The organism is Rhizobium sp. AN80A (assembly GCF_030053015.1).
In the GTDB taxonomy this organism is placed as follows: domain Bacteria; phylum Pseudomonadota; class Alphaproteobacteria; order Rhizobiales; family Rhizobiaceae; genus Rhizobium; species Rhizobium metallidurans.
This window is the reverse complement of record NZ_JASJPX010000001.1, coordinates 786,034-810,224: the sequence shown is the minus strand read 5'-3', so window position 1 is coordinate 810,224 and position 24,191 is coordinate 786,034. Positions and strand designations below refer to the sequence as shown.

Genomic DNA, 24,191 nt, shown 5'->3' with positions numbered 1-24,191 from the left:
CTGTGGGCCGACCAATCATCAGTTTTCACTTCGGGTGGTCGATCCTGAGGTTGGCGACCTCGTTGCCGACACCCAGCACCCGCAAGCCGCCAAAAAAGCGGTCCTGATCTTCTGTGCGCTGGAGGCGACGGGAGACTTCCTCGCGGACGTTCTTCATCATCTCCGGCGCGTTGGCGTTCAGCCATACCTTCAGCTGAAGGGCTTCCTCGGTCTTGCCCTGCGCTCCGAGGATGGACATGAGGACCAGGCGGTGCATCGGGTTGTACTCCAGGTCAGACATACGCGACCAAAGCTCCGCGGCCTGCAGATCACCGCGCATGAAAGCGCAAAGCGCCATGCCGACTTCATAATATCCCTTCGGTCCCGCATCCTTGTTGACGGCGCGAGACACCAACTCGCAGCCGGATTGCCACTTTCCAGACATGGCGAGCCGCAACCCGTATTCGCCGGCAACCTCGGTATCGTTGGCGTTGGCGGCGTAGGCGGCGGCGCCGAGTTTCAGCGCCCTGTCGATATCGTTTGTGAAGAAGCTGACCAGCATTTGCGCCTGCAGAGCGCGGGTGTTGTTCGGATCGATCGCCGTCGCGCGCTCCGCCGCCTCCGTCGCCCGCGTCATGGCATCGGGAGAGGGCTGCGAGCCGAACTTGTAGCGAAACCGGATTTCATCGAGATAGACGAGGGAGAGCAGCGCCCATGACGAGGCGTTGGTCGGGAAGCGATCGGTCGCGCGAAGAAGACAGTCACGGGCAACGGCATGGCTTTGCGTATCCATTCCGCGGCGGTAGCTGTAGTAGGCCATTGTGCAGTCGTATGCCCCGCTCAGTTCGGTCATCGACGGCTCCGCGATTTTGTTGGTGCCAGCCGTGAAAATCGCGCCATAGGGTCGAGCCACCGCGACGGCAATATCCTGTCCGATGTCGGCTTGGATCTGCAGTATGCTCTTGGCCTCAAGATCGGCGTCGTAATTGTTCGCCCAGATTACGGCGGCGTCAGACCGCCGGATCAACCGGGAGATGGATCGCAGCTTGTTGCCGTCGCGTTGCACGCTGCCCTGCAGGGCAAAGCCGCTCGCGTTCCCATCATTGCTCCGAGATGGATCGGCGACGACGACGATGTCGTCGAACGTCGCGAGCTGACCGATGACCTCGTCTCTCAACCCCTGCGCGATGTCGACGGTCGACCCTTCGGCCCCATCCGATTGAAACTCGTCCACGATGATCATCGGGCTCGACGTATCGGCGAGCGGGGATTGCCGCATGCCGATGCTGCTCTTCAAGGAGCCCGCGGGCAACAGGAGATAGCCGGCTGCAAGCGCGATCATGAACACGGCGCCGGCCGCCAGCATGGAGATAAACCGTGTGTCCCGCGTCTTGCGATCGACCGGCAGGTGCAAGGTCTCGCGCTCCGACCGAGGCTCGGCATCGGCGGCTGCGCCGGTTGGCTCGGCATGATCGAAATGAGGAACGTACCCCCCCCTTCGGGATCGTGATCACGATCGGATCGGCCTGCCCGGCAACCAGATAATAACGCTCGAGGCCACGGCGAATCCGGCCGGCTTCGATCCTGACGACCGGGTCGTTCTGCGCGTCGAACGAACTCTGCCTACCGAAGATTTCGTTGGCGATCGTGAAGGCCTTGAGGAACTGGGCACGTCCCTCCAGCGTCTCGGTGACCACGAAGCGAAGGAATTTCCTGCCACGCTCCGGCGAGTGAAACTCGTCGCTGGCGAGAACACGCTCGAGTTGTTGGAGAATGTCTTCGGGATTAGGTCTCGGTTCGCCCGAAAACTCGACCTTTGCGTTGCTCATGATGCCCCTCCGACACGACCACGCAATTCTATTCAGTCCCTGCTAATTGAGCATAGCTTATAACCATGAGTGGTTTCAATGGCTTTGTTGAACGCAGCCTAGAGTAGGCGGACTGGAACGGCTGGCAGGGCCTGACTGCGTGCCGCAACGGGCTGCGGCATACCGCCCGAGGTCAACACCATTCGCAGCAATTCCGCAAGGTTGCGCGCTTCCATCTTCGCCATGACATTGGCGCGATGAACCTCGACCGTGCGGGCGCTGATGCCGAGATTGAAGGCGATCATCTTGTTCTGCAGGCCATCAAGAACGGCGGCAAGAACCTGGTGTTCCCGATCGGTCAACTGCCGCAGCCGATTGGCGACCATCTCGGTATCGACAGGCACTGGCGATGGAGGTGTTCGGCGTAACGCGGCCTGGTTGATCGCCGCGATGAGCGTCTGGTCCTCGAACGGCTTCTTGATGAAATCGGCGGCCCCGGCCTTCATCGCCTGCACGGCCGTTTCCACGTCCCCGTCGCCACCGACAAGGATCGTGGGAATGTTCGCGTTGAGCGCATTCAGCCGCTCCAGTAGCTGCAATCCATCGACGCAGGACATCCGCGTGACTTTGACGAGGCAGGCCCTGCCGGATAGGGGCAGCTGATCCAGAAACGCCGAGGCGCTTTCATAGGCGCGGACCGCGAAGCCGGAGGATATCAGCAGGAACGTCAACGATCGCCGCGGTATCTCCTGGTCATCGACAAGGTGCACGGTCAGGTCATTCGCCATCGAGTAAGCTCTCCCTCAAATGCAACGAAAGCGCGAGAGCGCGGTTCCCCAAATCCACCCTCTATCTAACTGTATATTACCACGTCGCTGCCCTGTGCAGGCGTAGCATCGCGTAAACTCTATGGTAGCTTGAGCGTTGAAAACATTGCTCTTGGGTGCATCGGCTCGACCTCGAGCGCCGGAATGCGTTGATCCCGCTCAATGCCTGGTGGCCACGCATGGCCTATGATCTCGGAACTTTCCCCAAGTTCTCGACGGAGCCCCTACGATGAGAAAGCTGGCCCTTGCGACAGGAATTGCGATCGCCGCCGTCATGGCGGCCCCTGTCGGTGCGCAACAGGATCGCAAGGAATACCGGCGCATGAACTGGGCCGAAAATCTGCCCGGTGCGGTCAAGGCCTACCACGGCAAACGGTTCTCGGTGGTCAGCTATCGCACGGCGATCGAGACTGGCGCGCTGCCTCAGCCGGGTACGGCGGATGAGGTAAAGGCGGTTCAGGCCGCGGCACGGTCCAACAAGTGGCTGGTCGAACAGCTGAAGGCGAAGAAACTGACTCCCAACGATATCGAATGGGTCACGCGGGCGCGCAACGGCAATCTCGTCTTCTATGTGGAATGATCCGGGCTTGCGGGTGGCGGCGGTCCCGGCGGCTGGCTCCGCCGGGACCGCCATTCCCGACGTCGCGCATGTTTGTCGCCGACACGGAATAGCGCGCGGCGGATTGCTTGCGATCAATGACACGGTCGAACCCGTCCCGTTAGGCTCATGCCATCCGTGGGTAGCAGGGCGATCGCTATCCCAAGCAGCTTGGAGGAGAGCTTGATGCGTGGTTTTGGGGTTCATTCGGAAGTCGGCAAGCTCAGAACGGTGATGGTCTGCCGGCCGTCGCTGGCTCACCAGCGTCTGACGCCGGGCAATTGCCATGATCTTCTTTTCGATGACGTGCTCTGGGTTCATGAGGCGCAGAAGGATCACTACGACTTCGTGCTGAAGATGCAGGAGCGCGGCGTCGAGGTGCTCGAACTGCACGACATGCTGGCGCAGACCCTGGTCGACAAGCCGGCGCGCGACTTCGTGCTGGATCGACGCATTACGCCGAATGTGCTGGGTTCGCAGATCGCCGAGGCGGTGCGGCCCTGGCTCGACGAGATGCCGTCGACACAGCTCGCCGCCTACATGATCGGCGGCATCGCCATTTCCGACCTGCCCGACGTGAAGGCCAAGGCGCTGATGCTGAGCGCGCTGTCCGAGACCGAATTCGTCATTCCGCCGATCCCGAACACGCTCTTCCAGCGCGATCCCTCGTGCTGGATCTACAACGGCGTCACCTGCAATCCGATGTTCTGGCCTGCGCGGCAGCCAGAGACGCTGATCCAGCGCGCGGTCTACAAGTTTCACCCGCTGTTCCGCGACGGCGATTTCAAGATCTGGTGGGGCGATAGCGACGAGGATTTCGCCAACGCCTCAATCGAGGGCGGCGACGTCATGCCGATCGGCAACGGCACCGTGCTGATCGGCATGGGCGAGCGCACCACCTACCAGGCGGTCGGCCAGGTCGCGCGCTCCTTGTTCAAGAACAAGGCCGTCACCAGGGTCATCGGTTGCCTGATGCCGAAGAGCCGCGCGGCCATGCACCTCGACACGGTCTTCAGCTTCTGCGACCGCGATGTCGTGACGCTCTTTGCCGAAGTCGTCGATCAGATCCGCTGCTACAGCATGGTGCAGACGGATGACGACGGCAATTTCGACATTCGTCCCGAGACGGAGCCGATGCTCGATATCGTCGCCAAGGCGCTCGGTGTCGGCAAGCTCAGGGTCGTGGAAACAGGCGGAAACGCCTACCAGGCCGAGCGCGAGCAATGGGATGACGGCAACAACGTCGTCGCCTTGGAGCCTGGCGTGGTGGTCGGTTATGACCGCAACACCTACACAAACACGCTGCTGCGCAAGGCGGGCATCGAGGTCATCACCGTTCGCGGTTCCGAACTCGGCCGCGGTCGCGGCGGCGGGCACTGCATGACATGCCCGATCTGGCGCGACCCCGCCTATTGACATCAGACATCCTGAAACAGCCCTACGGAGCAAGACCATGAGCTTCAATCTGCGCAACCGTTCGCTTCTGACCGTGCAGGATTATACGCCGCGTGAATTCCGTTATCTTCTCGATCTCGCGCGCGACCTGAAGCGGGCCAAATACGCTCGCACCGAGCAGCAGCACCTGAAGGGCAAGGAGATCTGCCTGATCTTCGAAAAGACCTCGACGCGCACGCGATGCGCCTTCGAGGTCGCCTGCTCGGACCAGGGGGCGAACGTCACCTATCTCGATCCGTCCGGCTCGCAGATCGGCCACAAGGAATCCTTCAAGGACACGGCGCGCGTGCTCGGCCGCATGTATGATGCGATCGAATATCGCGGTTCGGCGCAGCACGGGGTGGAGACGCTGGCCCGCTATGCCGGCGTGCCCGTCTATAATGGCCTGACCGACGAGTATCATCCGACGCAGATGATCGCCGACGTCATGACCATGCGCGAGCATGCCGACAAGCCGATCGCCGATATCAAATACGCCTATATCGGTGACACACGCTCGAACATGGGGCATTCGCTGCTGATCGTCGGCTGCCTGATGGGCATGGATGTCCGGATTTGCGGGCCGAAATCGCTATGGCCGGCCGAGGAATACATCAAGATCGCGAGGGAATTGCAGGAGCGATCCGGCGCGCGGCTGTTGATCACCGACGATCCGAAGGAGGCGGTGAAGGGCGTCGATTTCATCCACACCGACGTTTGGGTGTCGATGGGCGAGCCGAAAGACGTCTGGCGCGAGCGCATCAAGCTGTTGACGCCCTATCAGGTGAACGAAGAGTTGATGAAGGCGAGCGGCAATCCGCAGACCAAGTTCATGCACTGCCTGCCGGCCTTCCACGACACGGAGACGACATTGGGCAAGCAGATCGCCGAGGATTACGGCATGAGCAATGGCCTTGAGGTGACTGGCGAGGTGTTCGAATCCGAGGCCAATGTGGCCTTCGAGCAGGCGGAAAACCGGCTGCACACGATCAAGGCGCTGCTTGTCGCGACATTGGGAGACTAGGATGCGGATCGTCATCGCGCTTGGCGGCAACGCTCTTCTCCGGCGCGGGGAAGCGATGACCGCGGAGGTCCAGAGACGCAATACGCGGGTAGCGGCCGAGGCGATCGCGCCGCTGGCCGCCGAGCATCAGCTGATTATAACCCACGGCAACGGTCCGCAGGTCGGCTTGCTTGCGCTGCAGGGCGCCGCCTACAAGCCGGATGAGGCCTATCCGCTCGACGTGCTCGGCGCCGAGACCGAAGGGATGATCGGCTACATGCTGGAGCAGGAGCTCGGCAACGTGCTGCCCTTCGAGCAGCCGCTGGCGACATTGCTCACCATGGTCGAGGTCGATGCCGACGATCCTGGTTTCACGAACCCCACCAAGTTCGTCGGCCCGGTCTACGAGAAGGCGGATGCCGATCGCATCCGCTCGGAGAAGAACTGGGTGTTCAAGCAGGATGGCGACAAGTGGCGCCGCGTCGTTGCCTCGCCGCTTCCCAAGCGCATCTTCGAGATCCGCCCGGTGCGCTGGCTGCTCGATCAGCGCACCATCGTCATCTGCGCCGGCGGCGGCGGCATACCGACCATGTACGAGAAGGGCAAGGAACGTCACCTGGTTGGCGTCGAGGCCGTCATCGACAAGGACCTTTGCTCGGAACTCCTGGCGCGCGAGATCGGCGCCGATCTCCTGATCATGGCGACCGACGCGCCAGCCGTCTGCCTCGACTGGGGCAAGCCGTCGCAAAAGGCCATTCACAAGGCCCGCCCCGGTGACATGAAAGAGTTCGATTTTCCGGCGGGGTCCATGGGGCCGAAGGTCGATGCCGCATGTCATTTCGCCGAGACGACGGGCAAGGCTGCGGCGATCGGATCGCTCGCGGATATCGCCGGGATGGTGCGGGGCGATTTGGGCACGATCATCGATGGCCGCTTCGGTGGGCTTAGCTGGCACGGGTGAGCAGGCTGACCGGAAGAGGCAAAGGTTAGAGAGAAGCAGCGGGGCGTATCGGCGCCCCGCTTTGCGTTTCGACGCTTTCCAGCCGCGCGATATCACCGTTTCGCCGTTGCCAGACATAGACGGGAATGCCGAGCATCAGAAGCACCATGCCGTAGAGCACCGGCTCGGCGCCTGAGCCATAGAGCGTGAACATGGCGAAGAGGAAGGCGATCAATTCGATGATGGTGACGCGGGGCGTTTTCTGCCCGTTGCTCAGCCGCGAGGCGACAAGGGTGCCGGCAAGCGCGCAGAAGGCGTAGGGGACGACGGCCGTCATCGTGCTCAACCCCACCATCAGCCGGTAGACCGCCGCGAAACTGTCCGATCCGACTGCCTGGACGAGGACGAGCAGGGTCGCGAAGGTGGCGGAGACGACCATGCCGATCGCCGGCACGCCGCGCGTGGAGAGGCGGGCGAAGAGCGGCGGAAACAGCCCGTCGCGGGCGGCGGCCATCGGCACCTGACCCATCAGCAGCGTCCAGCCATTGAGCGCGCCGATCGAGGAGATCACCACCGCAATCGAGATTGCCAGTTCGCCGCCTCGCCCCCACATCAACCCCGCCGCTTGAGAGAAGGGCGCGACGGAATTGACAAGCTGCGCGCGCGGCACGACGCCCATCACGACGACGGTGCCGAGGACATAAAGAGCCGCGGCGATGGAGATACCGAGCACGGTCGAACGGGGGATTGTCCGGCGCGCGTCCCGGACATCGCCAGCGGGAACAGTGGCCGATTCCAGACCCAGATAGGCAAACATGGTCAGCGGCGCCAAGGCCGCGAAGGATTGCAGCAGCGATTGGCCGCTCGGGTTGAATTCGGCGAAATGAGAGGTGTCGATGTAAAGAAGGCCGATGATGGCGACGGCGCCGAAGGGGATGAGCTTGGCATAGGTCGTCACCTGCGCGAAGAGCCCGGCCGCGTGGACGCCGCGCAGGTTGACGAGAACGATAGCCCAGATGACGCCGAGCGTCAGGATCGTTGCGGTGAGCCGGTTGCCGAAGACAGGGAAGAGATCGACCATCACGCCGGTGAAGGCGATGGCGATGACCGGCAGCGACGACCAGATCGATATCCAGTAACCCCAGGCGATGAGAAAGCCGGCGAAATCACCATAGGCAAGCCGCGTATAGGCGTAAGGACCGCCGACGGCCGGCACCATGCCGGCAAGTCGCGCGAAGGTCAGCCCAAGGCAGATCGCGCCGGCACCCATGATCATCCACACCAGGATCGCCAGATTGCCGTAGGGCGCCACCGCGGCCGGCGAAAGATAGAAGCCGGACCCGACCATATTGCCGACGACGATCGCGGTACAGGCGGCAAGCCCGAGGCTTTTCCCGTTCTGCGAGGTTGTCATGAAATCCCTCCCGAAGATCGGTTTCCGCTGTGGGCGATAGCCGTGAGACGTTGGCCGTGACACGCGTTGGATGGTCTCCCTTGTCGTGTGGCCACTCGCATCCTCTTCCCAATCCACTGGCCTCGCAATCCGGATCAATGCGTAGTCCGCGACCCCTCGTCACGCCTTCACCAATCGCTTGAACGCGCTAGAATGCGATGGGGAGCTCAAGCGGAGACGACGATGCGGAACGAGCAGCGCTTTTTGACCATATCGATCGCAGCAACGGTGGTGGTGGCAGCCCTCGGCATCGTCTTCGGCATTGTCTCGGGCTCGTTTTCGATCGCCTTCGACGGCGTTTATTCGCTGGCGGATGCCGCGATGACCGGGCTTGCGCTCTGGGTATCCAGCCTGATCGTGCGGTCGGCGCAGAATAGTGAGAAGGCTCGCCGCATTCGCAATCGCTTCACCATGGGATTCTGGCATCTGGAACCCATCGTTCTGCTGCTCAATGGCTGCCTGCTGGTCACGGTCGCCGTCTATGCGCTGATCAACGCCGTCATCAGCATCATCAACGGCGGGCACGAGCTGTTTTTCGGCGCCGCGATCGTCTATTCCGGCGCCACGCTTGTCGTCTGCGTGGTGATGGCATCGATCGGCATCGCGTTGAACCGCAGCCTGAAATCCGATTTCATCGCGCTCGACATCAAGGCCTGGATCATGTCGGGCGGTATCGCCTTCGCACTCCTCGTCGCCTTCGTGATCGGTCTCGCGGTGCTGCCGACGCCAATGGCCTGGATCGCCCGCTACGTCGATCCCGTGGTACTCGGCCTCGTATGCCTGGTGATGATCCCACTGCCGATCGGCACGATCTGGAAGGCACTGAGCGAGGTGCTGCTGATCGCGCCAGTCGACCTGCAGGAACATGTCGACCAGGTGGCGGCTGAGACCGTCGAACGCCTTGGCTTCCTCTCGTACCGCGCCTATGTCGCCCGCGTCGGAAGGGCGACGGAGGTCGAGCTCTACTTCATCGTTCCGCAGGGACTACCCGCCAAGACGATCGAGGAATGGGACGCGTTGCGCGACGACATCGGAGAGCGGATCGGCGGCGAGAGCGCCAATCGCTGGCTGACGATCGCCTTTACCGCCGATGCCGAATGGGCCGAGTAGGCGTCTTTTCGCCTCGCCGTCTGCTTTTGCCCTCACGTTGACTGCAATCAACGACGGTCCTCAACCTGCCGTGTACCATCCGCCCAATTCGAGACGCATGGGGCTGCATGACAGCCGTTGTCCAAACTTGGGTTCTGGAGGGGCGCATGGAATTCCACAAGTCATTTCCGATCGCCGTCATCGACGAGGATTTCGACGGCAAGAGTGCCGCCGGCCGCGGGATGCGCGCTTTGGCGGCCGCCATCGAGGCGGAGGGGTTTCGTGTCGTCTCCGGCGTGACTTATGAGGATGCGCGGCGTCTGGTGCATATCTTCAACACGGAGTCGGCCTGGCTGGTTTCCGTCGATGGCACGGAGGACAAGGCGTCGCGCTGGCAGGTGCTGGAGGAGGTCCTGAGCGCCAAGCGCCGCAAGAACGACCGGCTGCCGATCTTCCTGTTCGGCGACGACACCACGGCCGAGGACGTGCCGGCCAGCGTGCTGCGCCACGCCAACGCCTTCCTGCGGCTTTTCGAGGATTCCGCCGAGTTCATGGCCCGTGCCATCGTGCAGGCGGCGCGTAATTATCTCGACCGGCTTCCGCCGCCGATGTTCAAGGCGCTGATGGATTATACGCTGGAGGGGGCGTATTCCTGGCATACGCCTGGCCACGGCGGCGGTGTCGCCTTCCGCAAGAGCCCGGTCGGGCAGCTCTTCTACACCTTCTTCGGCGAGAACACGTTGCGGTCGGATATCTCGGTGTCGGTCGGCAGCGTCGGGTCGCTTTTGGATCACGTCGGGCCGATCGCGGAGGGGGAGCGCAACGCGGCGCGCATCTTCGGCACGGATGAGACCCTGTTCGTCGTCGGCGGCACCTCGACCGCCAACAAGATCATCTGGCACGGCATGGTGGGGCGCGGCGATCTCGCGCTTTGCGATCGCAACTGCCACAAGTCGATCCTGCATTCGCTGATCATGACCGGCGCGACGCCGATCTATCTCATTCCGTCGCGCAACGGGCTCGGCATCATCGGGCCGATATCCAAGGATCAGTTCACGCCCGAGGCGATCGCCCAAAAGATCGCGGCCAGCCCCTTCGCGGGGGAAACGAGCGGCAAGGTCCGGCTGATGGTGATCACCAACTCGACCTATGACGGCCTCTGCTACAATGTCGATGCCATCAAGGCGTCGCTTAGGGATTCAGTCGAGGTGCTGCACTTCGACGAGGCCTGGTATGCCTATGCCAACTTCCACGAGTTCTACGACGGTTTCCACGGCATCTCGTCGACGCAGCCGGCGCGCTCGCAGAACGCCATCACCTTCGCCACGCATTCGACGCACAAGCTTCTCGCCGCCTTCTCGCAGGCGTCGATGATCCACATCCAGCACGCCGAAAACAAGAAGCTCGACGTCACGCGCTTCAACGAAGCCTTCATGATGCACACCTCGACCTCGCCGCAATACGGCATCATCGCGTCCTGCGATGTCGCCGCGGCGATGATGGAGCAGCCGGCCGGCCGCGCGCTGGTGCAGGAGACGATTGACGAGGCCATCAGCTTCCGCCGGGCGATGAACGCGGTGTGCGGGCAGATGGGGCACAGCTGGTGGTTCGACGTGTGGGAGCCTACGATCGCCGAGGAGACGCCGAGCGATACGCATGCGGAGTGGGTGCTGAAGCCCGGCGACGCCTGGCATGGCTTTACGGGGCTTGCCGAAAACCATGTGATGGTCGATCCGATCAAGGTCACCATCCTGTCGCCCGGGCTTTCGGCGGATGGGACGATGCAGGAGCACGGGATACCGGCAGCCGTCATCACCAAGTTCCTCTCCTCCCGACGGATCGAGATCGAGAAGACCGGGCTCTATTCCTTCCTCGTGCTGTTCTCGATGGGGATCACGCGCGGCAAGTGGAGCACGCTCGTTACCGAGCTCATCAACTTCAAGGATCTCTACGACAGCAACGCGCCCTTGACGCGGGCGCTGCCGGCACTAGCCGCCGCTCATCCCGAGGCCTATGGAAGCATGGGCCTGCGCGATCTCTGCGAGCAGATCCACGCCATCTACCGCAAGGACGATGTGCCGAACGCGCAGCGCGAGATGTATACGGTGTTGCCCGAGATGGCGCTGCGGCCGGCCGACGCCTATGACCATCTCGTCAAGGGGCGGATCGAGAGCGTCGAGATCGACAAGCTGATGAACCGCATCCTGGCGGTGATGATCGTTCCCTATCCGCCGGGTATTCCGCTGATCATGCCCGGCGAGCGGATCACCGAAACGACGAAATCCATTCAGGATTACCTGCTTTACGCGCGCGATTTCGATCGTAAGTTCCCGGGCTTCGAGACCGATATTCACGGCCTGCGCTTCGAGGCCGGCAGCAACGGGCGACGCTATCTGGTCGATTGCGTGGCGGATGGAGCGGTCCAATGATCCCGCGCGACGTGAAATCCCCGACGGTTGCGATACCGTTCAACAAGATGCTGAAGATCGTCGCCGTCGTCGATCGCGATAACCGCCAGGTGCAGGAACTGCTGGCGCAGCTCGCGGCAGACAATTTCGAGGTCGAACTCCGCGATGATTACACGGCCGACGTTTCGGAAGACGCCTCGGTGGGCGCCTATATCGGCTCCGTGGAAGGCGGCCTGCTTCCCTATGCGCGCGGCTTTCTCCGCTCGTTGCGCGAGGCGGGTTTCCGCACGCCGGTCTGGGCGATGGCGGATACGCTCAGCATTGCCGACATGGATGTCGTCGAGATGGCGGGCGAGGTGGATGGCTTCGTCTATCTCGGCCAGCAGACGCCGGCCTTCTACGCCAAGCAGATCGTCTCCAGCCTGATCAATTACGGGAAGTCACTGCTGCCGCCGTTCTTCGGGGGCATGATGGCCTATGACGGAGAGGCCAATATCGCCTTCGATTGCCCCGGCCATCAGGGCGGGCAGTTCTATCGAAAGTCTCCGGCCGGCCAGCTGTTCTTCAAGTATTTCGGCGAGAGCATCTTCCGCAACGATCTGTGCAACGCCGATGTCGATCTCGGCGATCTCCTGATCCACGAAGGCCCCGCCGTCGAGGCGCAGAAGCAGGCGGCGCGGATTTTCGGGGCGGATCGCACCTATTTCATCCTGAACGGGACCAGCACCTCCAACAAGGTGGTGACCAACGCGGTGCTGCGCGCCGGCGATCTCGTGCTCTTCGATCGCAACAATCACAAGTCGCTGCATCAGGGCGCGCTGGTGCAGGCGGGTGCGATCCCGATCTATCTGCCGACGGCGCGCAACTCCTTCGGCATGATCGGCGCCGTCGATTGGGCGGCATGGGACGAGGGCTGGCTGCGCCAGCAGATCGCGGCCCATCCGCTTCTCGCGGACAAGAGTCGGGCCAATGCCGAGCGTCCCTTCCGGCTCGCCTGCATCCAGCTCGCCACCTATGACGGCACGATCTACAATGTCCGCCAGGTCATGGAGAAGATCGGTCACCTCTGCGACTACGTCCTCTGGGACGAGGCCTGGATAGGCTATAACGCATTCCATCCGCTGTTCGAGGGCCATAGCCCGATGCGGCTCAAGGACCTCAAGCCCGACATGCCCGGCCTGTTTTCGACGCAGTCGGTGCACAAGCAGGGCGCAGGCTTCTCGCAGGCGTCGCAGATCCACAAGCGCGACGAACATATCAGCGACCAGCGCCGTTTCATCGAGCACAAGCGCTTCAATGAATCGCTGCTGATGCACGTCTCGACATCGCCCTTCTACCCGCTGTTTGCGTCGCTCGACGTCAATGCGAAGGTGCATGAGGGCAAGGCCGGAGAGATGCTCTGGGACCGCTGTATCGGTCTCGGCATCGAGGTTCGCAAGAAGCTGCGCGGCTTCGTCCAGCACTATGAGAGCAAGGCGACAAGCGCCGAGGAACAGTGGTTCTTCGATCCCTTCGTGCCGGACAAGATCTCCGTCACGGGGTCCAAACATACCGGCGATCTCGCTGGGATCAGATGGGAAGACGTGCCGACCGATGTCTTAAAGCGCGAGCAGCAGTGCTGGCGGTTCGACCCCGAGGCGACATGGCACGGCTATGCCGGCTATGCGCCCGGTTACACGATGGTCGATCCCAACAAGCTGACACTGCTGACGCCTGGTATCGACCGGAAGACGGGTGAGTATCGCGATTTCGGCATCCCGGCGACCGTCGTTGCTAACTATCTGCGCGAGCAGCGTGTCGTGCCGGAGAAGTGCGATCTCAACAGCCTGCTCTTCCTGCTGACGCCGGCCGAAGACGAGAGCAAGCTCAACACGCTGGTCGCCAAGCTGGTGAAGTTCAAGAACCTGTGGGATCGCGACGCGCCGCTGCAGGATGTGTTGCCGACGGTCTTCGCCGCCAATCGCGAGCGTTATCAGGGTTATACCGTGCGGCAGGTCTGCAAGGAGATGCACAGCTTCTACCGCTCCGCCGGCGTCAAGGAGCTGCAGCGCCTGTGCTTCCGCTCCGAGAGCTTTCCGGAACCGGCGATCTCGTCGAAGCAGGCTTACGAGGCGCTGGTTGCCAACAATGTCGACTACGTGCCGCTGTCGGAAGCCGCCGGGCGCATCTCGGCGACGCTGGCGCTGATCTATCCGCCCGGCATCGGCGTGATCGTGCCCGGAGAGCGCTGGGACAACAGGGCGCGACCGATGCGCGATTATTTCCTGGCCTTCGAGGAGTCCTTCAACCGCTTCCCGGGCTTCAACTACGAGGTCCAGGGCGTGTTCCAGGAACGGATCGATGGGCGCATCAAGTTCCATACATATGTCGTGCGCGAGTAGGGCGAGGGGAGAGTGCCATCATGACCGATCACACAATGCATGCTGCGGCCGATACCACGGCCAAGAAAAAGATGAACCTGATGCAGCTGACCTTCATCGTTGCCGTCAACATGATGGGGTCGGGGATCATCATGCTTCCGGCGAACATGGCGCAGGTCGGCGCCATCTCGCTGCTCTCCTGGATCGTCACGGCGCTCGGCTCGATGGCGATCGCCTACGGTTTCGCGCAGGCCGGGCTGTTCAATCAGCGGCCCGGCGGCATGTCGGCCTATGCCGAGGATGCCTACGGCAAGGACGGCTATTTCCTCGTCTTCTTCCTGTATTTCCTGTCATTGGCGATCGGTAACGTCGCGATCGGCATCTCGGCGGTGGGGTATCTCGCCGGCTTCTTCCCGGTGTTGACCTCCACACCGGTCATGACCTGCGTCGCGCTGATCGCCCTCCTGTGGCTGACCACGGCGGCCAATTTCGGCGGCCCGCGCATCACCGGGCGGATCGGGTCGATCACCGTATGGGGCGTCATCATCCCCGTCGGTCTGCTCTCGATCATCGGCTGGTTCTGGTTCAGCTCGAGCACGTTTGACGCTGCCTGGAACCCGAAGGGGTTGACGCTGGCGCAGGGCATGGGATCGAGCATCTCGCTGACGCTGTGGGCGTTCCTCGGCATGGAGTCCGCGGCGCAGAACTCAGATGCTGTCGAAAATCCCAAGCGCGACGTGCCGCTTGCCTGCATGTTCGGCACGCTCGGCGCTGCCGTCATCTACATCCTGTCGACGACTGTGATCCAGGGCATCGTGCCGAATGCCGATCTCGCGGCGTCGACCGGTCCTTTCGCGCTTGCCTATGCGACCATGTTCAATCCGACGATCGGCTCGATCATCATGGCGCTCGCGGTGCTTGCCTGCGTCGGGTCGCTGCTCGGCTGGCAGTTCACCATCGCGCAGACGGCGCGCACGGCGGCCCAGGAGCGGATGTTCCCGGCGATCTTCTCGCGCGTGAACCAGATGGGCGCGCCGGTGCAGGGCATGATCATCCTCGGCATCGTGCAGACCGGCCTTGCCCTGATGACAATCTCGCCGACGCTCAACGAGCAGTTCTCGGCCCTCGTGAACCTCGCCGTGGTGACCAACGTGCTGCCTTACATCGTGGCGCTTTCGGCGCTCTTCGTGATGATGAAGAAGGCGGGCGTGCCGCCGGGCAAGTACCGGTTGAACTCCATCATCGCCACGCTCGGCATGCTCTACAGCGTGTTCGCGATCTATGCCTCGGGCAAGGACGCGGTGCTTGGCGGCATGCTGGTCACGGGCATCAGTTTCATCATTTACGGCCGGATTGCGCCGCGCTTTGCCACTGGGCTGAACCGTGTCGCGGCGGCCGAATAGTTCCGGGGAGGATGTGTCATGCAACAGAAAAGTCGTTTGAAGACATTGCTGACTGCGTCGATCCTCGCCGGCGCGACCGCCTCCACGGTGCTATCGCCGGCCGAGGCGCAGACGCTCGATCGCATCAAGACAAGCGGTGCGCTGAAGCTGGGCTATGAGCCGGATGCGCGGCCATTCTCGTTCAAGACCGAGCAGGCTGAGCCCGGCGGCTATGCGGTCGCGCTTTGCGGCAAGATCGCCGACAGCCTGAAGACGGCGCTGAACCTGCCGCAGCTAAATGTCGAGTGGGTGCCGCTGACGGATAAGGGGCGGGAGCCGGCGATAAAGGATGGGACGGTGGATCTCGTCTGCGGTGCCGCGCCGATCACGCTTGCACGTCGCGCCGAGGTGTCCTTCTCGCTGCCGATCTTTCCAAGCGGCACCGGAGTGGTCCTGAGCAAGAGCGCGCCATTGGCGCTGACGGAGGTGCTGGCCTACGGGCAGCCCAGCAGCCGGCCGATCTGGCGCGGCTCTCCGGCCCGAACCGTGCTCGAGCACAAGACCTTCTCGTCGATTGCGGGAACGACCAGCGAGGGCTGGCTGGCTGAACGGATCAAGACCTTCCAGCTGGCGGCCACATCGGTGCCCGTCGAGAGCTACACGATCGGAATCGAGCGCGTCGTCGACGGCAGCTCGGCCGCGCTGTTCGGCGACATGCCGCTTCTCATGGACGCGGTCGCGCGTAGCGACAATGCGGATAACCTCGTGGTGCTCAGGCGGCACTTCACCTACGAGCCGCTGGGGCTCGAACTGGCGCGTGGTGACGAAGACTTCCGGCTCGCCGTTGATCGCGCTCTCAGCCAGACTTATGCCTCGGCCGATTTCGCGGGACTTTTCACGACATGGTTCGGTGTGCCCGACGAGGCGATCGTCACCTTCTTCCGGCAGACCGCGTTGCCTGAATAAGCACACGGTTACGGCGCCGGCAGCTCTGCTCGCCGGCGTGCACGGCCGTCGTGGCAGACGCCTGCATTTCGCGAGCCGCGGCACTTCTTTCTTGAAATGCTTAGTCGGGCACCGATCGGAGCCCGCGTCGTCACGCTTTTTCCGTTGATAAATATCATATTTGCTGCATCGCGGAACAATCCGACCCTCGAGCGAATTCGTACAAGGAGTGATGTGAATGCGGAGGTAATCCATGAACCGGGAGCGCGGAAGGAGGAGGCTGATGCTCAGACTGCCGGACATCCGGCATGTCCTGTCGGGCGTGCCGACGGAAGCGCTCGGTGACATGTTCGAGTCCTACGCCTTGGCCGCCGATGCATTGGACCGGTTTCGCAGTGAAAGACCGCTACAGGAGAGCCTGATAGCCGAATATGCGCAGTTGTGCCATGAGATAGAGCAGGAGGTGATCCTCTATTGCTCCGGCGGGTTGCGATCTCGCGGCTGACGACCTTCATCTTTCTTGCTTTTATAGTTCAGCTAGCCAGGGGCTTGCTGAAGCGGCGTCGCTTCGGTGCTTTCGCGCGGGGGCCACGCCCAGGCGCGCAGCAGTTCGTAGAACACGCTGAGCACGATCGGCCCGAGAAACAGGCCGAGCAGCCCATAAGATAATGTTCCGCCGATCACCCCGATCAGGATCACCAGCATCGGCGTCGAGAGGCCTTTCGCCATCAGAATCGGCTTCAGGACATTGTCGACCAGCATGATGGGCACCGCCACGACGGTAAGCGCGAAGGCGACCGAGGTCGGCCATGAGAACCAACCCCAGATGACCGCGGGCACGAGGACGAGCCCGGGACCGAGCTGCATCACGCATAGGATGAAGATGATGAAGGTCAGCGCTCCGCGCGCCGGCAGGTCGAAGAAGGCGAAACACAGGCCGCACATCAGCGTCTGCAGGAAAGCAACGCCGATCACCCCGCGCGAGACATTCCTGACTGTCGTTCCCGCCAGCTTCGCGAAGCCGACGCCCCGCTCGCCGGCAACGCGGCTCGCGAGAACCCGGATCGCCTCGGCAAGGCGCGTCGACTGGGTGAGGAAGAAGCCGGAGAGGATGACGGAGACGACGAAGCTCAAAACGCCGCCGCTGATCGAAGCCAGCTTCGCCACCACGATGCCCATCACGTTCAGGATCGGCTTTTGAAACTCTATGATGTTGGAAGCCAGATCGCCGGCCACCTTGTTCCATGCGGCGTAGGCGCGTTCGCCGATAACAGGCCATGCGCGAATGCTTTCAGGCGCGACCGGTAGTGCGAAGCTCTGCGTCTGGAGTTTGCCAACCAGCCCTTCCACCGCGTCCGCGAAATTGACGGCAACAAGCGCCAGCGGCGCGATGATGAGGACAAGGCAGGCGAGGACGATGGCTGTCGCGGCAATCACCGGTCGGTTTCCGATCAGCCGCGACAGCGCGTTGAACATCGGGTACAGCGCGACGGCAAGGATGGCCGACCAGACGACGATCAGCGCGAACGGCGCGATGAGAAGCATCGTCCAATAGGCGAACAGCCCGATGATCCCAAGTCGCACGAGGTCGCTGACCCTCGCCTCGATCGAGATCTGTCCGGCGTCTTTCGCTCCAATGCCCACATCGTTCGTCTGGTCCATCGTCATATCCCGCGCAACGCGTTCCAGTGCGAACCCGACATCACTGCGTCATGTCGGGCACGACGTGGCGGACGCTGCCGTCCTCGACGAAGTCCGACGGCCGCTTCTGGCGCTTTCCAAGGTCTGGCTCCTCGAATTTGATGCGCTCGTAGGGGATGGATTGCAGGATGTGCGAGATGCAGTTGATCCGGGCACGCTTCTTGTCGTCCGAGGGAACGATCCACCATGGGGCGTGATTGCTGTCGGTCATCCTGAGCATCTCGTCATAGGCGCGGGTATAATCCCACCAGCGCTGATAGGACTCGACGTCCATCGGGCTGAGCTTCCACTGCCTGACCGGATCGTCGATGCGGCGCCGGAAGCGACGCTCCTGCTCCTCCTCGCTGACAGTCAGGAAGTATTTGAGCAGCGTCACGCCGCTTTCGACGATTGCCGCCTCGAAACGCGGCGCGAGCTCGAGGAACCGCTGCACCTTCTTCTCGCTGCTGAACCCCATGACTCGGTCGACGCCGGCGCGGTTGTACCAGCTGCGGTCGAAGATCACGACTTCGCCGGCCGCCGGCAGGTGGTTGATGTAGCGCTGCATGTAGATCTGCGATTTCTCGCGTTCGGTCGGCGCGGGCAGCGCGATCACGCGGAAGACCCGCGGGCTCACCTTCTCGGTGATCCGCTTGATCATGCCGCCCTTGCCGGCGGCGTCTCGACCTTCGAAGACGATAACCACCCTGGCGCCCGATTTCTTGACCCATGCCTGGAGATGCGCCAGCTCCACCTGCAGGCGGGCGATCTGCTTGTCGTAATCCCACGACTTCTTTTTCTTCTTGTCCTTGCCGTTGGATTTTGCTGATGGCTCCGGGTCGTGACCCTTGGTTTCCAGTATCTCGTCCATGGTTCTCCCTCCGTGCTTTTAAACCGTACGGCCTGCCGACGCCGTGCCTGTCTTGTCGTAGTTTCCGACCAGCGCCCGCAGCGCTTCTTCCCTGCCGTTGAAGATGTTTTCCGGGCCGATCGTCCTGATCACGTCGGCGCGGCTCAGAATGCCGCGGCTCTCCTCGCTGAGATCGGCGATCGAGAAGGTGATGTTGCGCTTGTCAAGGATGTCGGCCACGGCCTCGAGCGCCGTGGCGCCGGTGCTGTCGATATGGGTGATCGCGCTGGCATCGAGCACCAGGCATCGGGTCTCTGGGGCAAGGTTTCGCGCCACCGAGGTCAGGCGGTTTCTGATGTAGTCGGCGTTGTAGAAGAGGATGCTGCCCTGCACCGCGAAGACGGCCGCGCCATCGACCGGGCGTGCCTCGGGGTAGCGGGCAAGGTCGAAGAAGCCGTGCCGGCCTTCGATGCGGCCGAGCAGGCCATCGGGCGGAAACATCGTCTGGCGGAGCAGATAGACCAGCGTCGCAGCGACCGCGACGATGACGCCATTGAGCACGCCGAAACTGATGGCGCCCCACATGGCGATCAGCGCGAAGATGAATTCCATGCGGCTGATGCGCCAGATCTTGCTCAGTTCGTGAACGTCGATGAGGCTGATTGCCGCCATGGCGAGGATTGCGGCCAGCGCCGGGATGGGAAGGATGCGGAGCGCGCTGTGGAGGAAGACGAGGGCCGCGATCAGCGTTGCGGCCGACACCAAGCCCGCAGCCTGCGAGACGCCGCCGGTCGACAGGTTGATTGCCGTGCGGGAATCCGAGACGCTGATCGGGAACGAGCCGAAAAGGCCGGGCGCGATGTTCGCCGCGCCGAGGCCGATCAGTTCCTGGTTCGCATCGACCTCTTCGCCGGTGCGCGAGCCGAAGCTGCGGGCCGCTACGATGCCCGCGCCGAAGCTTACCAGAAAGATCGCGGCGGAGCCGAGTATGATCTTGTCGAGCGGCATCTGATGGAGCGGGGGCAGCGAGAAGTTCGGCAGGCCGCTCGGGATGTCCCCGACGACGGAGATGCCGCGCCCTTGGAAATCGAAGACGGCCGAGAGCACCACCGAGAGGACGACGACCAGGACCGGCCCTGGAATCTTGAGCTGGAAGGCTCGGACCAGCCAAAGCAGCGCGAACATGAACAAGCCGAGAAGGAGCGAGGGCCAGTGGATCAGTCCGCTTTTGCCTGCGATTTCGACCAGCGGCGGGACGAGCCCGTCGGACTCGATTTTCACGCCGGTAAAGCGGCCGATCTGGCCGACGAGGATAGACAGCGACACGCCGGCGAAAAAGCCGACGAGGATGGGGCGCGACAGGAAGCTTGCGAGAACGCCGAGACGTAGCAGCTTGGCGGCGATGCAGCATAAGCCGACACCAAGCGCAAGCGCCGCCGCGATGCCGACCCGATCGACCGGCGTACCGGCAGGGTAGGCGGCGACGATCGTTCCCATCGCCGCCGCAAGCACGGTCATGGTGGCGGCATCCGGGCCGACGACGAGTAGTCGCGAGGGTCCGAAAATCGCGTAGGCGATCGGCGCGACGATGCTGGCGTAGATGCCCGTCTCCGGCGGCAGGCCGGCAATGGCAGGATAGGCGATCGCGCTCGGCAGGCCGACCGCCGCGATCGACAGCCCGGCTGGAATGTCACGGCGCAGCCAGTCTCGATTGAAACCGGCCAAGCCGCGCAACATCGGAATGCTGCCTATCACCGTTCGCTCCTCTTGCTCTCCGCGTTCTCCCGACATCGCCTCCCTTGCGGGCGGTCAGTGCTCGAGGAACACGTAGTTCATCCAGCTGTTCATGCGCAGAAGCACTTTCCGGAGAATGGCGACCTGGCGCCAGTATTTCGAATAGACGGCGACCTCGGCGACCACACCGCCGGGCAGCTGATAGCCCTCGGTGCTTTCCAGCAACTGGATCTGCGCCAGCGTCTGCCCCGGCGACAGGCGCTCCGGCGATTGCGGGTCTATCAACGCTCCGCTCGGCTGCAGCTGGCCCTGTGCCATCACGTCGATAATGCCTTGCACCTTGGCCTTGAAGATCTTGCCAGGGACGGCCTTGAACGACACCTCGGCTTCATCGCCGACGCGTACGCGTTGCAGCGAGTTCTGAATGAAGGCCGCGCCGAGCATCTGGTCGTCGCTGTTGATGAAGACCATCACCGGTCGCAGCGGCAATGGGTTTGCCATCATGCCCGGGCGAAGGAAGACCTGCGTGACGTAGCCGGCGCTCGGCGCACGCACGACCGTTTGTTCGAGATCGTATTCGGCATTCCTGAGTTCGGCCTGGAGGCGTGCGACGGTCGGGTTCGTGCCGTTGATCTCCGATTCATAGGCGAGCTTTGCCTGGGTGGCTTGCGCGCGCGCCGTGTCTACCGCTGCTTCCGAGGTCAGGTAGAGACCGCGCCGGTTTTCGACTTCGAGTTCGGAATAGACGGCTCCCCTGCCGCTCGACTTGGAGTTCTCATTCGATTGCTGAAACTTCTCGAATGCCTGCAACGAGCGATCGCGCGAGGCTTCGGCGCCGGTGACGGCGGCGTTCGCCGCATCAAGTGCCGCCTTCAATTGCAGCACCGTCTGCTCGGCTTCGGCAAGCGCCGCCTTTTTCTGGTCGACCGTGAACTGGTAGGGTCGAGGGTCGATGCGGAAGAGAACGTCACCCTTCTTGAGCGGCGCGTTCGGGATCACCGGGACCTCGACGACCTGTCCGCCGACAACCGGAATGACCGGGGCCGACGTGAAATAGACGCGCGCTTCGCTGGTATAGGGGTGGTTGTAGCTCATCAGCAGCAACAGGGTCGCGATCAGGAATATCCCGCCGAGAACCGCTGTTCCCAGCGTCCACTGGTTCACCGGGATGCGGAATATCTTGAAGATGGCGTAGCAGATCGCCGCGTAGATCAATATGAGAAGCAGGTCCATCAGGCGTTCTCCTTCTCCGGCGCTTGGCCTTCAAGTTCGGCGATGCGCGCATGCAGTCGCGCGATTTCAGCGTTGGCTTCCTGCGCCGGCGACAGCTTGCCGTCCGTGCGCATGCCCCAGCCGCGATCCTCGCGGTAGATCGTCGCCCAGATGAACAGGAACGGCCAGATGACGTGGAGGGTGAACAGGCTCACCCATCCCGCGATGTGGATCGCATCCTGATGCGGATGGTTTCTGGCCTTTGCGATCAGGTGCGGGATGTCGTGGATCGCGATCACCGCGTAGAACAGTGTGATCACGACGAAAAACAGAACGCCCAGTGCGAAATAGTCGAGGAACACGGTCTTTGCCTTTCGACAGCGAATGGTCGAACCTTGCGGGTGTGATGAATACGCAAAAACAATAGACCTGCGCCGACGGCGACGCCCGTAGCATCACGTAACATCTATCGGATCAGCGGCTGTCGATTGGCTGCGCGCGCCATGAAGGCGCGTCGCCGATCGACGGTCTCAAGCCGAGAGACGGCGCCGCCATGCCCGGTGCAGCCGCCATGGATCGCCATTCACCCGGATCGGAGGCGCCGCGTATCTTCGCGTATCTTACGTCTGCGGCCATCCGAACCGCCCTATAATCAGCTCGTCTTCCGGGGGGGGGATCGGCGGTGGGGGGTGCGATGAGCTGGAGAGAAAGCAATACGCCGCGACTGTCCGCTCTCGCCGTCGCCGAGGTCCATTTCCCCGATCAGGCCAGCAGGGTCCGGCATTTATACCAGGTCAGCGACGCGTTTCGCAGCATGTGCGACGACCTCGCGGTGATCCTGGAGACGCTGACGCATCTCGATGATCTGCCACGCGCCGAGCGGGAGGCGCGCAGGCAGGAATACAAGGAACTGGAGAAAGCGCTTCTCAGCGAGATCGGCGAGGCGCTGTCCCAATCGAACGTCGTATCACTCAAGCGCTCCTGAGCGCTCGGACACGGATCGTGTCGCGCAGCAGCATTCATCGCCATTTGCACGGAAAGGTCGATGCGTCATGAAAGCAAGATCGTTCAAACTAGCCAACAGCCTGACCACCGGACTGGCGGCGCTGGCTCTTGTCATGCAGCCGGCGCCGTTCGTGTTCGCGCAAACGGCGGCTCCCGCTGCCGCGCCGGCCCCAACGGCACCGGCGGCTGCCGCGACCGCGCCGGATCTTCTGTCCGAGGACGAGCTGGAAATCCTGGTCGCCCGCATCGCGCTCTATCCCGACGAGCTGGTCGCCGCGATTTCGGCCGCGTCGCTCTTTCCGCTGCAGATCATCGAGGCGCAACGCTTCCTTGAAGCGAAGAAGAAGAACGCCGATCTCAAACCCAAGGACGATTGGGACGGCAGCGTGATCTCGCTGCTCAACTACCCCGACATAGTGAAGATGATGAGCGACGATCTCGACTGGACGCAGTCGCTCGGCGATGCGCTTACCAACCAGCAGAAGGATGTGCTCGTTGCCATCCAGCAGCTGCGCGACGAGGCGGTGGCGAAGAATATCATCAAGACGGACGACAAGGTGACAGTCGTCACCGAGAACAACAATGTGGTGATCCGCCCGACCGATCCGGAGAAGGTCTACATCCCGCAGTATGAGCCGCAGATGCTCTATGAGCCGGGTTACGCGGTCGAGCCGATCTCCTATTATCCGAGCGCCTACGACAATTATTATTATCCGGGCGCCGCGTTCTTTGCCGGCGCGGTCACCGGCGTGGCCTGGGCGGCGATCGTCAACTGGGATGATTGGGGGGTATGGGGTGGCCGTTGGAACGGCGATGTCGATATCGACTGCAACAATTGCTTCAACGACCGGAATTTCAACGGCAAGGTCAAGTGGAACGACGTCGACTGGACGAAGGTCGATCGCAGCAAGCTGAGCATGGACAAGAGCCAGCTCGCCAATCTCGACCGATCGGCGATCAGGTCCGGCCTTGAAGGCGACAAGCGCAACCAGCTGAAGAACCAGGTCGGCGATCGCCGACAGGATTTGGGGGCAGGGGGACGCAACACGGCCGCACGCGCAGACGACATCCGCAAGGGCACCGTCAACGGCCTCAAGGCCAACGCCAATCCAGGCGCCGCGAACAGGGCGGCGCAGAACCGGCCGAATGCGGCGAACCGTCCCGCGAATGCGTCACGGCCGGACGCCCGTCCCGGCAATGCCGGGGCCAATCGTCCGTCGAAGCCGTCAGGGAATGTGAAAAAAAGTCCTCGGCGCCGAAGATGGCGGCAAGACCCGACAACCGCTCGCGGCAGCCGAGCGCGCTCGGTAACCCGCAATCCGGCCGCCGCGAAGCCATGGCGTCGCAGCGTGGCGGCCAGAGCATGGGAGGCGGTCAGCGCGGCGCCCCGCGGGCCAGTCGCCCACCGCCCCGATCTTACGGTGGTGGCGGCGGCGGCCGTGGCGGCGGTGGCGGTCGTGGTGGCGGCGGAAGACGATAGGATC

The 24,191-nt window shown here is 62.7% G+C and carries 20 protein-coding genes and 1 pseudogene; 12 read left to right on the top strand and 9 right to left on the bottom strand.

Annotated features, from left to right (window positions below):
- Positions 1-25: 25 nt before the first annotated feature.
- Both P3R82_RS03805 and P3R82_RS03800 read right to left on the bottom strand, forming a co-directional pair.
- Positions 26-1,393, bottom strand: a complete 1,368-nt coding sequence (locus P3R82_RS03805) for a hypothetical protein (protein WP_349294030.1) — start codon at positions 1,391-1,393, stop codon at positions 26-28.
- Between the two features lie 513 nt (positions 1,394-1,906).
- Positions 1,907-2,575, bottom strand: a complete 669-nt coding sequence (locus tag P3R82_RS03800; RefSeq protein ID WP_283193060.1) for a LuxR C-terminal-related transcriptional regulator — start codon at positions 2,573-2,575, stop codon at positions 1,907-1,909.
- Between the two features lie 268 nt (positions 2,576-2,843).
- Between P3R82_RS03800 and P3R82_RS03795 the strand changes: the two genes are divergently transcribed.
- The 4 genes from P3R82_RS03795 to arcC all read left to right on the top strand — a co-directional run bounded on the left by P3R82_RS03795 (position 2,844) and on the right by arcC (position 6,610).
- Entirely contained in the window at positions 2,844-3,194 is a 351-nt protein-coding gene (locus P3R82_RS03795; protein WP_283193059.1) for a hypothetical protein, read from the top strand.
- 204 nt (positions 3,195-3,398) lie between these two features.
- The gene (gene arcA, locus P3R82_RS03790; RefSeq protein ID WP_283193058.1) at positions 3,399-4,628 is read left to right on the top strand and encodes an arginine deiminase; all 1,230 of its coding nucleotides are present in this window, start codon (positions 3,399-3,401) and stop codon (positions 4,626-4,628) included.
- A gap of 37 nt (positions 4,629-4,665) precedes the next feature.
- Entirely contained in the window at positions 4,666-5,670 is a 1,005-nt protein-coding gene (locus P3R82_RS03785; protein ID WP_113199426.1) for an ornithine carbamoyltransferase, read from the top strand.
- Between the two features lies 1 nt (position 5,671).
- Positions 5,672-6,610: a carbamate kinase gene (gene arcC / locus P3R82_RS03780; protein WP_283193057.1), complete on the top strand. Its 939-nt coding sequence runs from the start codon at positions 5,672-5,674 to the stop codon at positions 6,608-6,610.
- A gap of 25 nt (positions 6,611-6,635) precedes the next feature.
- On the opposite strand, the gene P3R82_RS03775 is transcribed toward arcC, so the two are convergent.
- Entirely contained in the window at positions 6,636-8,003 is a 1,368-nt protein-coding gene (locus tag P3R82_RS03775; protein WP_183898364.1) for an amino acid permease, read from the bottom strand.
- A 222-nt stretch (positions 8,004-8,225) separates the two neighbouring features.
- On the opposite strand from P3R82_RS03775, the gene P3R82_RS03770 reads away from it, so the two are divergent.
- The 6 genes from P3R82_RS03770 (at position 8,226) to P3R82_RS03745 (ending at position 16,731) form a co-directional block, all read left to right on the top strand.
- Entirely contained in the window at positions 8,226-9,152 is a 927-nt protein-coding gene (locus tag P3R82_RS03770) for a cation transporter (RefSeq protein WP_283193056.1), read from the top strand.
- Between the two features lie 146 nt (positions 9,153-9,298).
- The gene (locus P3R82_RS03765) at positions 9,299-11,560 is read left to right on the top strand and encodes an arginine/lysine/ornithine decarboxylase (protein WP_283193055.1); all 2,262 of its coding nucleotides are present in this window, start codon (positions 9,299-9,301) and stop codon (positions 11,558-11,560) included.
- The gene (gene speC / locus P3R82_RS03760) at positions 11,557-13,920 is read left to right on the top strand and encodes an ornithine decarboxylase (RefSeq protein WP_283193054.1); all 2,364 of its coding nucleotides are present in this window, start codon (positions 11,557-11,559) and stop codon (positions 13,918-13,920) included. Before P3R82_RS03765 ends, speC begins: the two co-directional genes overlap by 4 nt.
- 20 nt (positions 13,921-13,940) lie before the next feature.
- Positions 13,941-15,302: a putrescine-ornithine antiporter gene (gene potE, locus P3R82_RS03755; RefSeq protein WP_283193053.1), complete on the top strand. Its 1,362-nt coding sequence runs from the start codon at positions 13,941-13,943 to the stop codon at positions 15,300-15,302.
- Between the two features lie 18 nt (positions 15,303-15,320).
- On the top strand, positions 15,321-16,247 hold the full coding sequence (locus P3R82_RS03750) for an amino acid ABC transporter substrate-binding protein (protein WP_283193052.1): 927 nt from the start codon (positions 15,321-15,323) through the stop codon (positions 16,245-16,247).
- A gap of 232 nt (positions 16,248-16,479) precedes the next feature.
- On the top strand, positions 16,480-16,731 hold the full coding sequence (locus P3R82_RS03745; protein ID WP_283193051.1) for a hypothetical protein: 252 nt from the start codon (positions 16,480-16,482) through the stop codon (positions 16,729-16,731).
- A gap of 32 nt (positions 16,732-16,763) precedes the next feature.
- On the opposite strand, the gene P3R82_RS03740 is transcribed toward P3R82_RS03745, so the two are convergent.
- From P3R82_RS03740 to P3R82_RS03715, 6 genes are all read right to left on the bottom strand, one after another.
- Positions 16,764-17,888, bottom strand: coding sequence for an AI-2E family transporter (locus P3R82_RS03740; RefSeq protein WP_283193050.1), 1,125 nt, complete (start codon positions 17,886-17,888; stop codon positions 16,764-16,766).
- Positions 17,889-17,928: 40 nt separating this feature from the next.
- The gene (gene ppk2 / locus P3R82_RS03735; protein WP_283193049.1) at positions 17,929-18,777 is read right to left on the bottom strand and encodes a polyphosphate kinase 2; all 849 of its coding nucleotides are present in this window, start codon (positions 18,775-18,777) and stop codon (positions 17,929-17,931) included.
- An 18-nt stretch (positions 18,778-18,795) separates the two neighbouring features.
- Positions 18,796-20,511 (bottom strand): SulP family inorganic anion transporter, encoded by a 1,716-nt coding sequence (locus tag P3R82_RS03730; protein WP_283193048.1) that lies wholly within the window; start codon positions 20,509-20,511, stop codon positions 18,796-18,798.
- Between the two features lie 54 nt (positions 20,512-20,565).
- Entirely contained in the window at positions 20,566-21,723 is a 1,158-nt protein-coding gene (locus P3R82_RS03725; protein ID WP_183898355.1) for an HlyD family secretion protein, read from the bottom strand.
- Positions 21,723-22,064, bottom strand: coding sequence for a DUF3302 domain-containing protein (locus P3R82_RS03720; protein ID WP_183898354.1), 342 nt, complete (start codon positions 22,062-22,064; stop codon positions 21,723-21,725). The genes P3R82_RS03725 and P3R82_RS03720 overlap by 1 nt, the downstream gene beginning before the upstream one ends.
- 112 nt (positions 22,065-22,176) lie before the next feature.
- Complete coding sequence (locus P3R82_RS03715) at positions 22,177-22,338, bottom strand: hypothetical protein (protein ID WP_283193047.1); 162 nt, start codon at positions 22,336-22,338, stop codon at positions 22,177-22,179.
- Positions 22,339-22,396: 58 nt separating this feature from the next.
- On the opposite strand from P3R82_RS03715, the gene P3R82_RS03710 reads away from it, so the two are divergent.
- Entirely contained in the window at positions 22,397-22,687 is a 291-nt protein-coding gene (locus P3R82_RS03710) for a hypothetical protein (protein ID WP_283193046.1), read from the top strand.
- 67 nt (positions 22,688-22,754) lie between these two features.
- Positions 22,755-24,187, top strand: a pseudogene (locus P3R82_RS03705) (DUF3300 domain-containing protein).
- Positions 24,188-24,191 lie beyond the last annotated feature (4 nt).

What these genes read in the sequence shown, in the direction of transcription:
- P3R82_RS03800 (WP_283193060.1), bottom strand. Translation starts at nt 2,575, where the DNA reads ATGGCGAATGACCTGACCGTGCACCTTGTCGATGACCAGGAGATACCG.
- P3R82_RS03795 (WP_283193059.1), top strand. Translation starts at nt 2,844, where the DNA reads ATGAGAAAGCTGGCCCTTGCGACAGGAATTGCGATCGCCGCCGTCATG.
- arcA (WP_283193058.1), top strand. Translation starts at nt 3,399, where the DNA reads ATGCGTGGTTTTGGGGTTCATTCGGAAGTCGGCAAGCTCAGAACGGTG.
- P3R82_RS03785 (WP_113199426.1), top strand. Translation starts at nt 4,666, where the DNA reads ATGAGCTTCAATCTGCGCAACCGTTCGCTTCTGACCGTGCAGGATTAT.
- arcC (WP_283193057.1), top strand. Translation starts at nt 5,672, where the DNA reads ATGCGGATCGTCATCGCGCTTGGCGGCAACGCTCTTCTCCGGCGCGGG.
- P3R82_RS03775 (WP_183898364.1), bottom strand. Translation starts at nt 8,003, where the DNA reads ATGACAACCTCGCAGAACGGGAAAAGCCTCGGGCTTGCCGCCTGTACC.
- P3R82_RS03770 (WP_283193056.1), top strand. Translation starts at nt 8,226, where the DNA reads ATGCGGAACGAGCAGCGCTTTTTGACCATATCGATCGCAGCAACGGTG.
- P3R82_RS03765 (WP_283193055.1), top strand. Translation starts at nt 9,299, where the DNA reads ATGGAATTCCACAAGTCATTTCCGATCGCCGTCATCGACGAGGATTTC.
- speC (WP_283193054.1), top strand. Translation starts at nt 11,557, where the DNA reads ATGATCCCGCGCGACGTGAAATCCCCGACGGTTGCGATACCGTTCAAC.
- potE (WP_283193053.1), top strand. Translation starts at nt 13,941, where the DNA reads ATGACCGATCACACAATGCATGCTGCGGCCGATACCACGGCCAAGAAA.
- P3R82_RS03750 (WP_283193052.1), top strand. Translation starts at nt 15,321, where the DNA reads ATGCAACAGAAAAGTCGTTTGAAGACATTGCTGACTGCGTCGATCCTC.
- P3R82_RS03745 (WP_283193051.1), top strand. Translation starts at nt 16,480, where the DNA reads ATGAACCGGGAGCGCGGAAGGAGGAGGCTGATGCTCAGACTGCCGGAC.
- P3R82_RS03740 (WP_283193050.1), bottom strand. Translation starts at nt 17,888, where the DNA reads ATGGACCAGACGAACGATGTGGGCATTGGAGCGAAAGACGCCGGACAG.
- ppk2 (WP_283193049.1), bottom strand. Translation starts at nt 18,777, where the DNA reads ATGGACGAGATACTGGAAACCAAGGGTCACGACCCGGAGCCATCAGCA.
- P3R82_RS03725 (WP_183898355.1), bottom strand. Translation starts at nt 21,723, where the DNA reads ATGGACCTGCTTCTCATATTGATCTACGCGGCGATCTGCTACGCCATC.
- P3R82_RS03715 (WP_283193047.1), bottom strand. Translation starts at nt 22,338, where the DNA reads ATGGCCGCAGACGTAAGATACGCGAAGATACGCGGCGCCTCCGATCCG.
- P3R82_RS03710 (WP_283193046.1), top strand. Translation starts at nt 22,397, where the DNA reads ATGAGCTGGAGAGAAAGCAATACGCCGCGACTGTCCGCTCTCGCCGTC.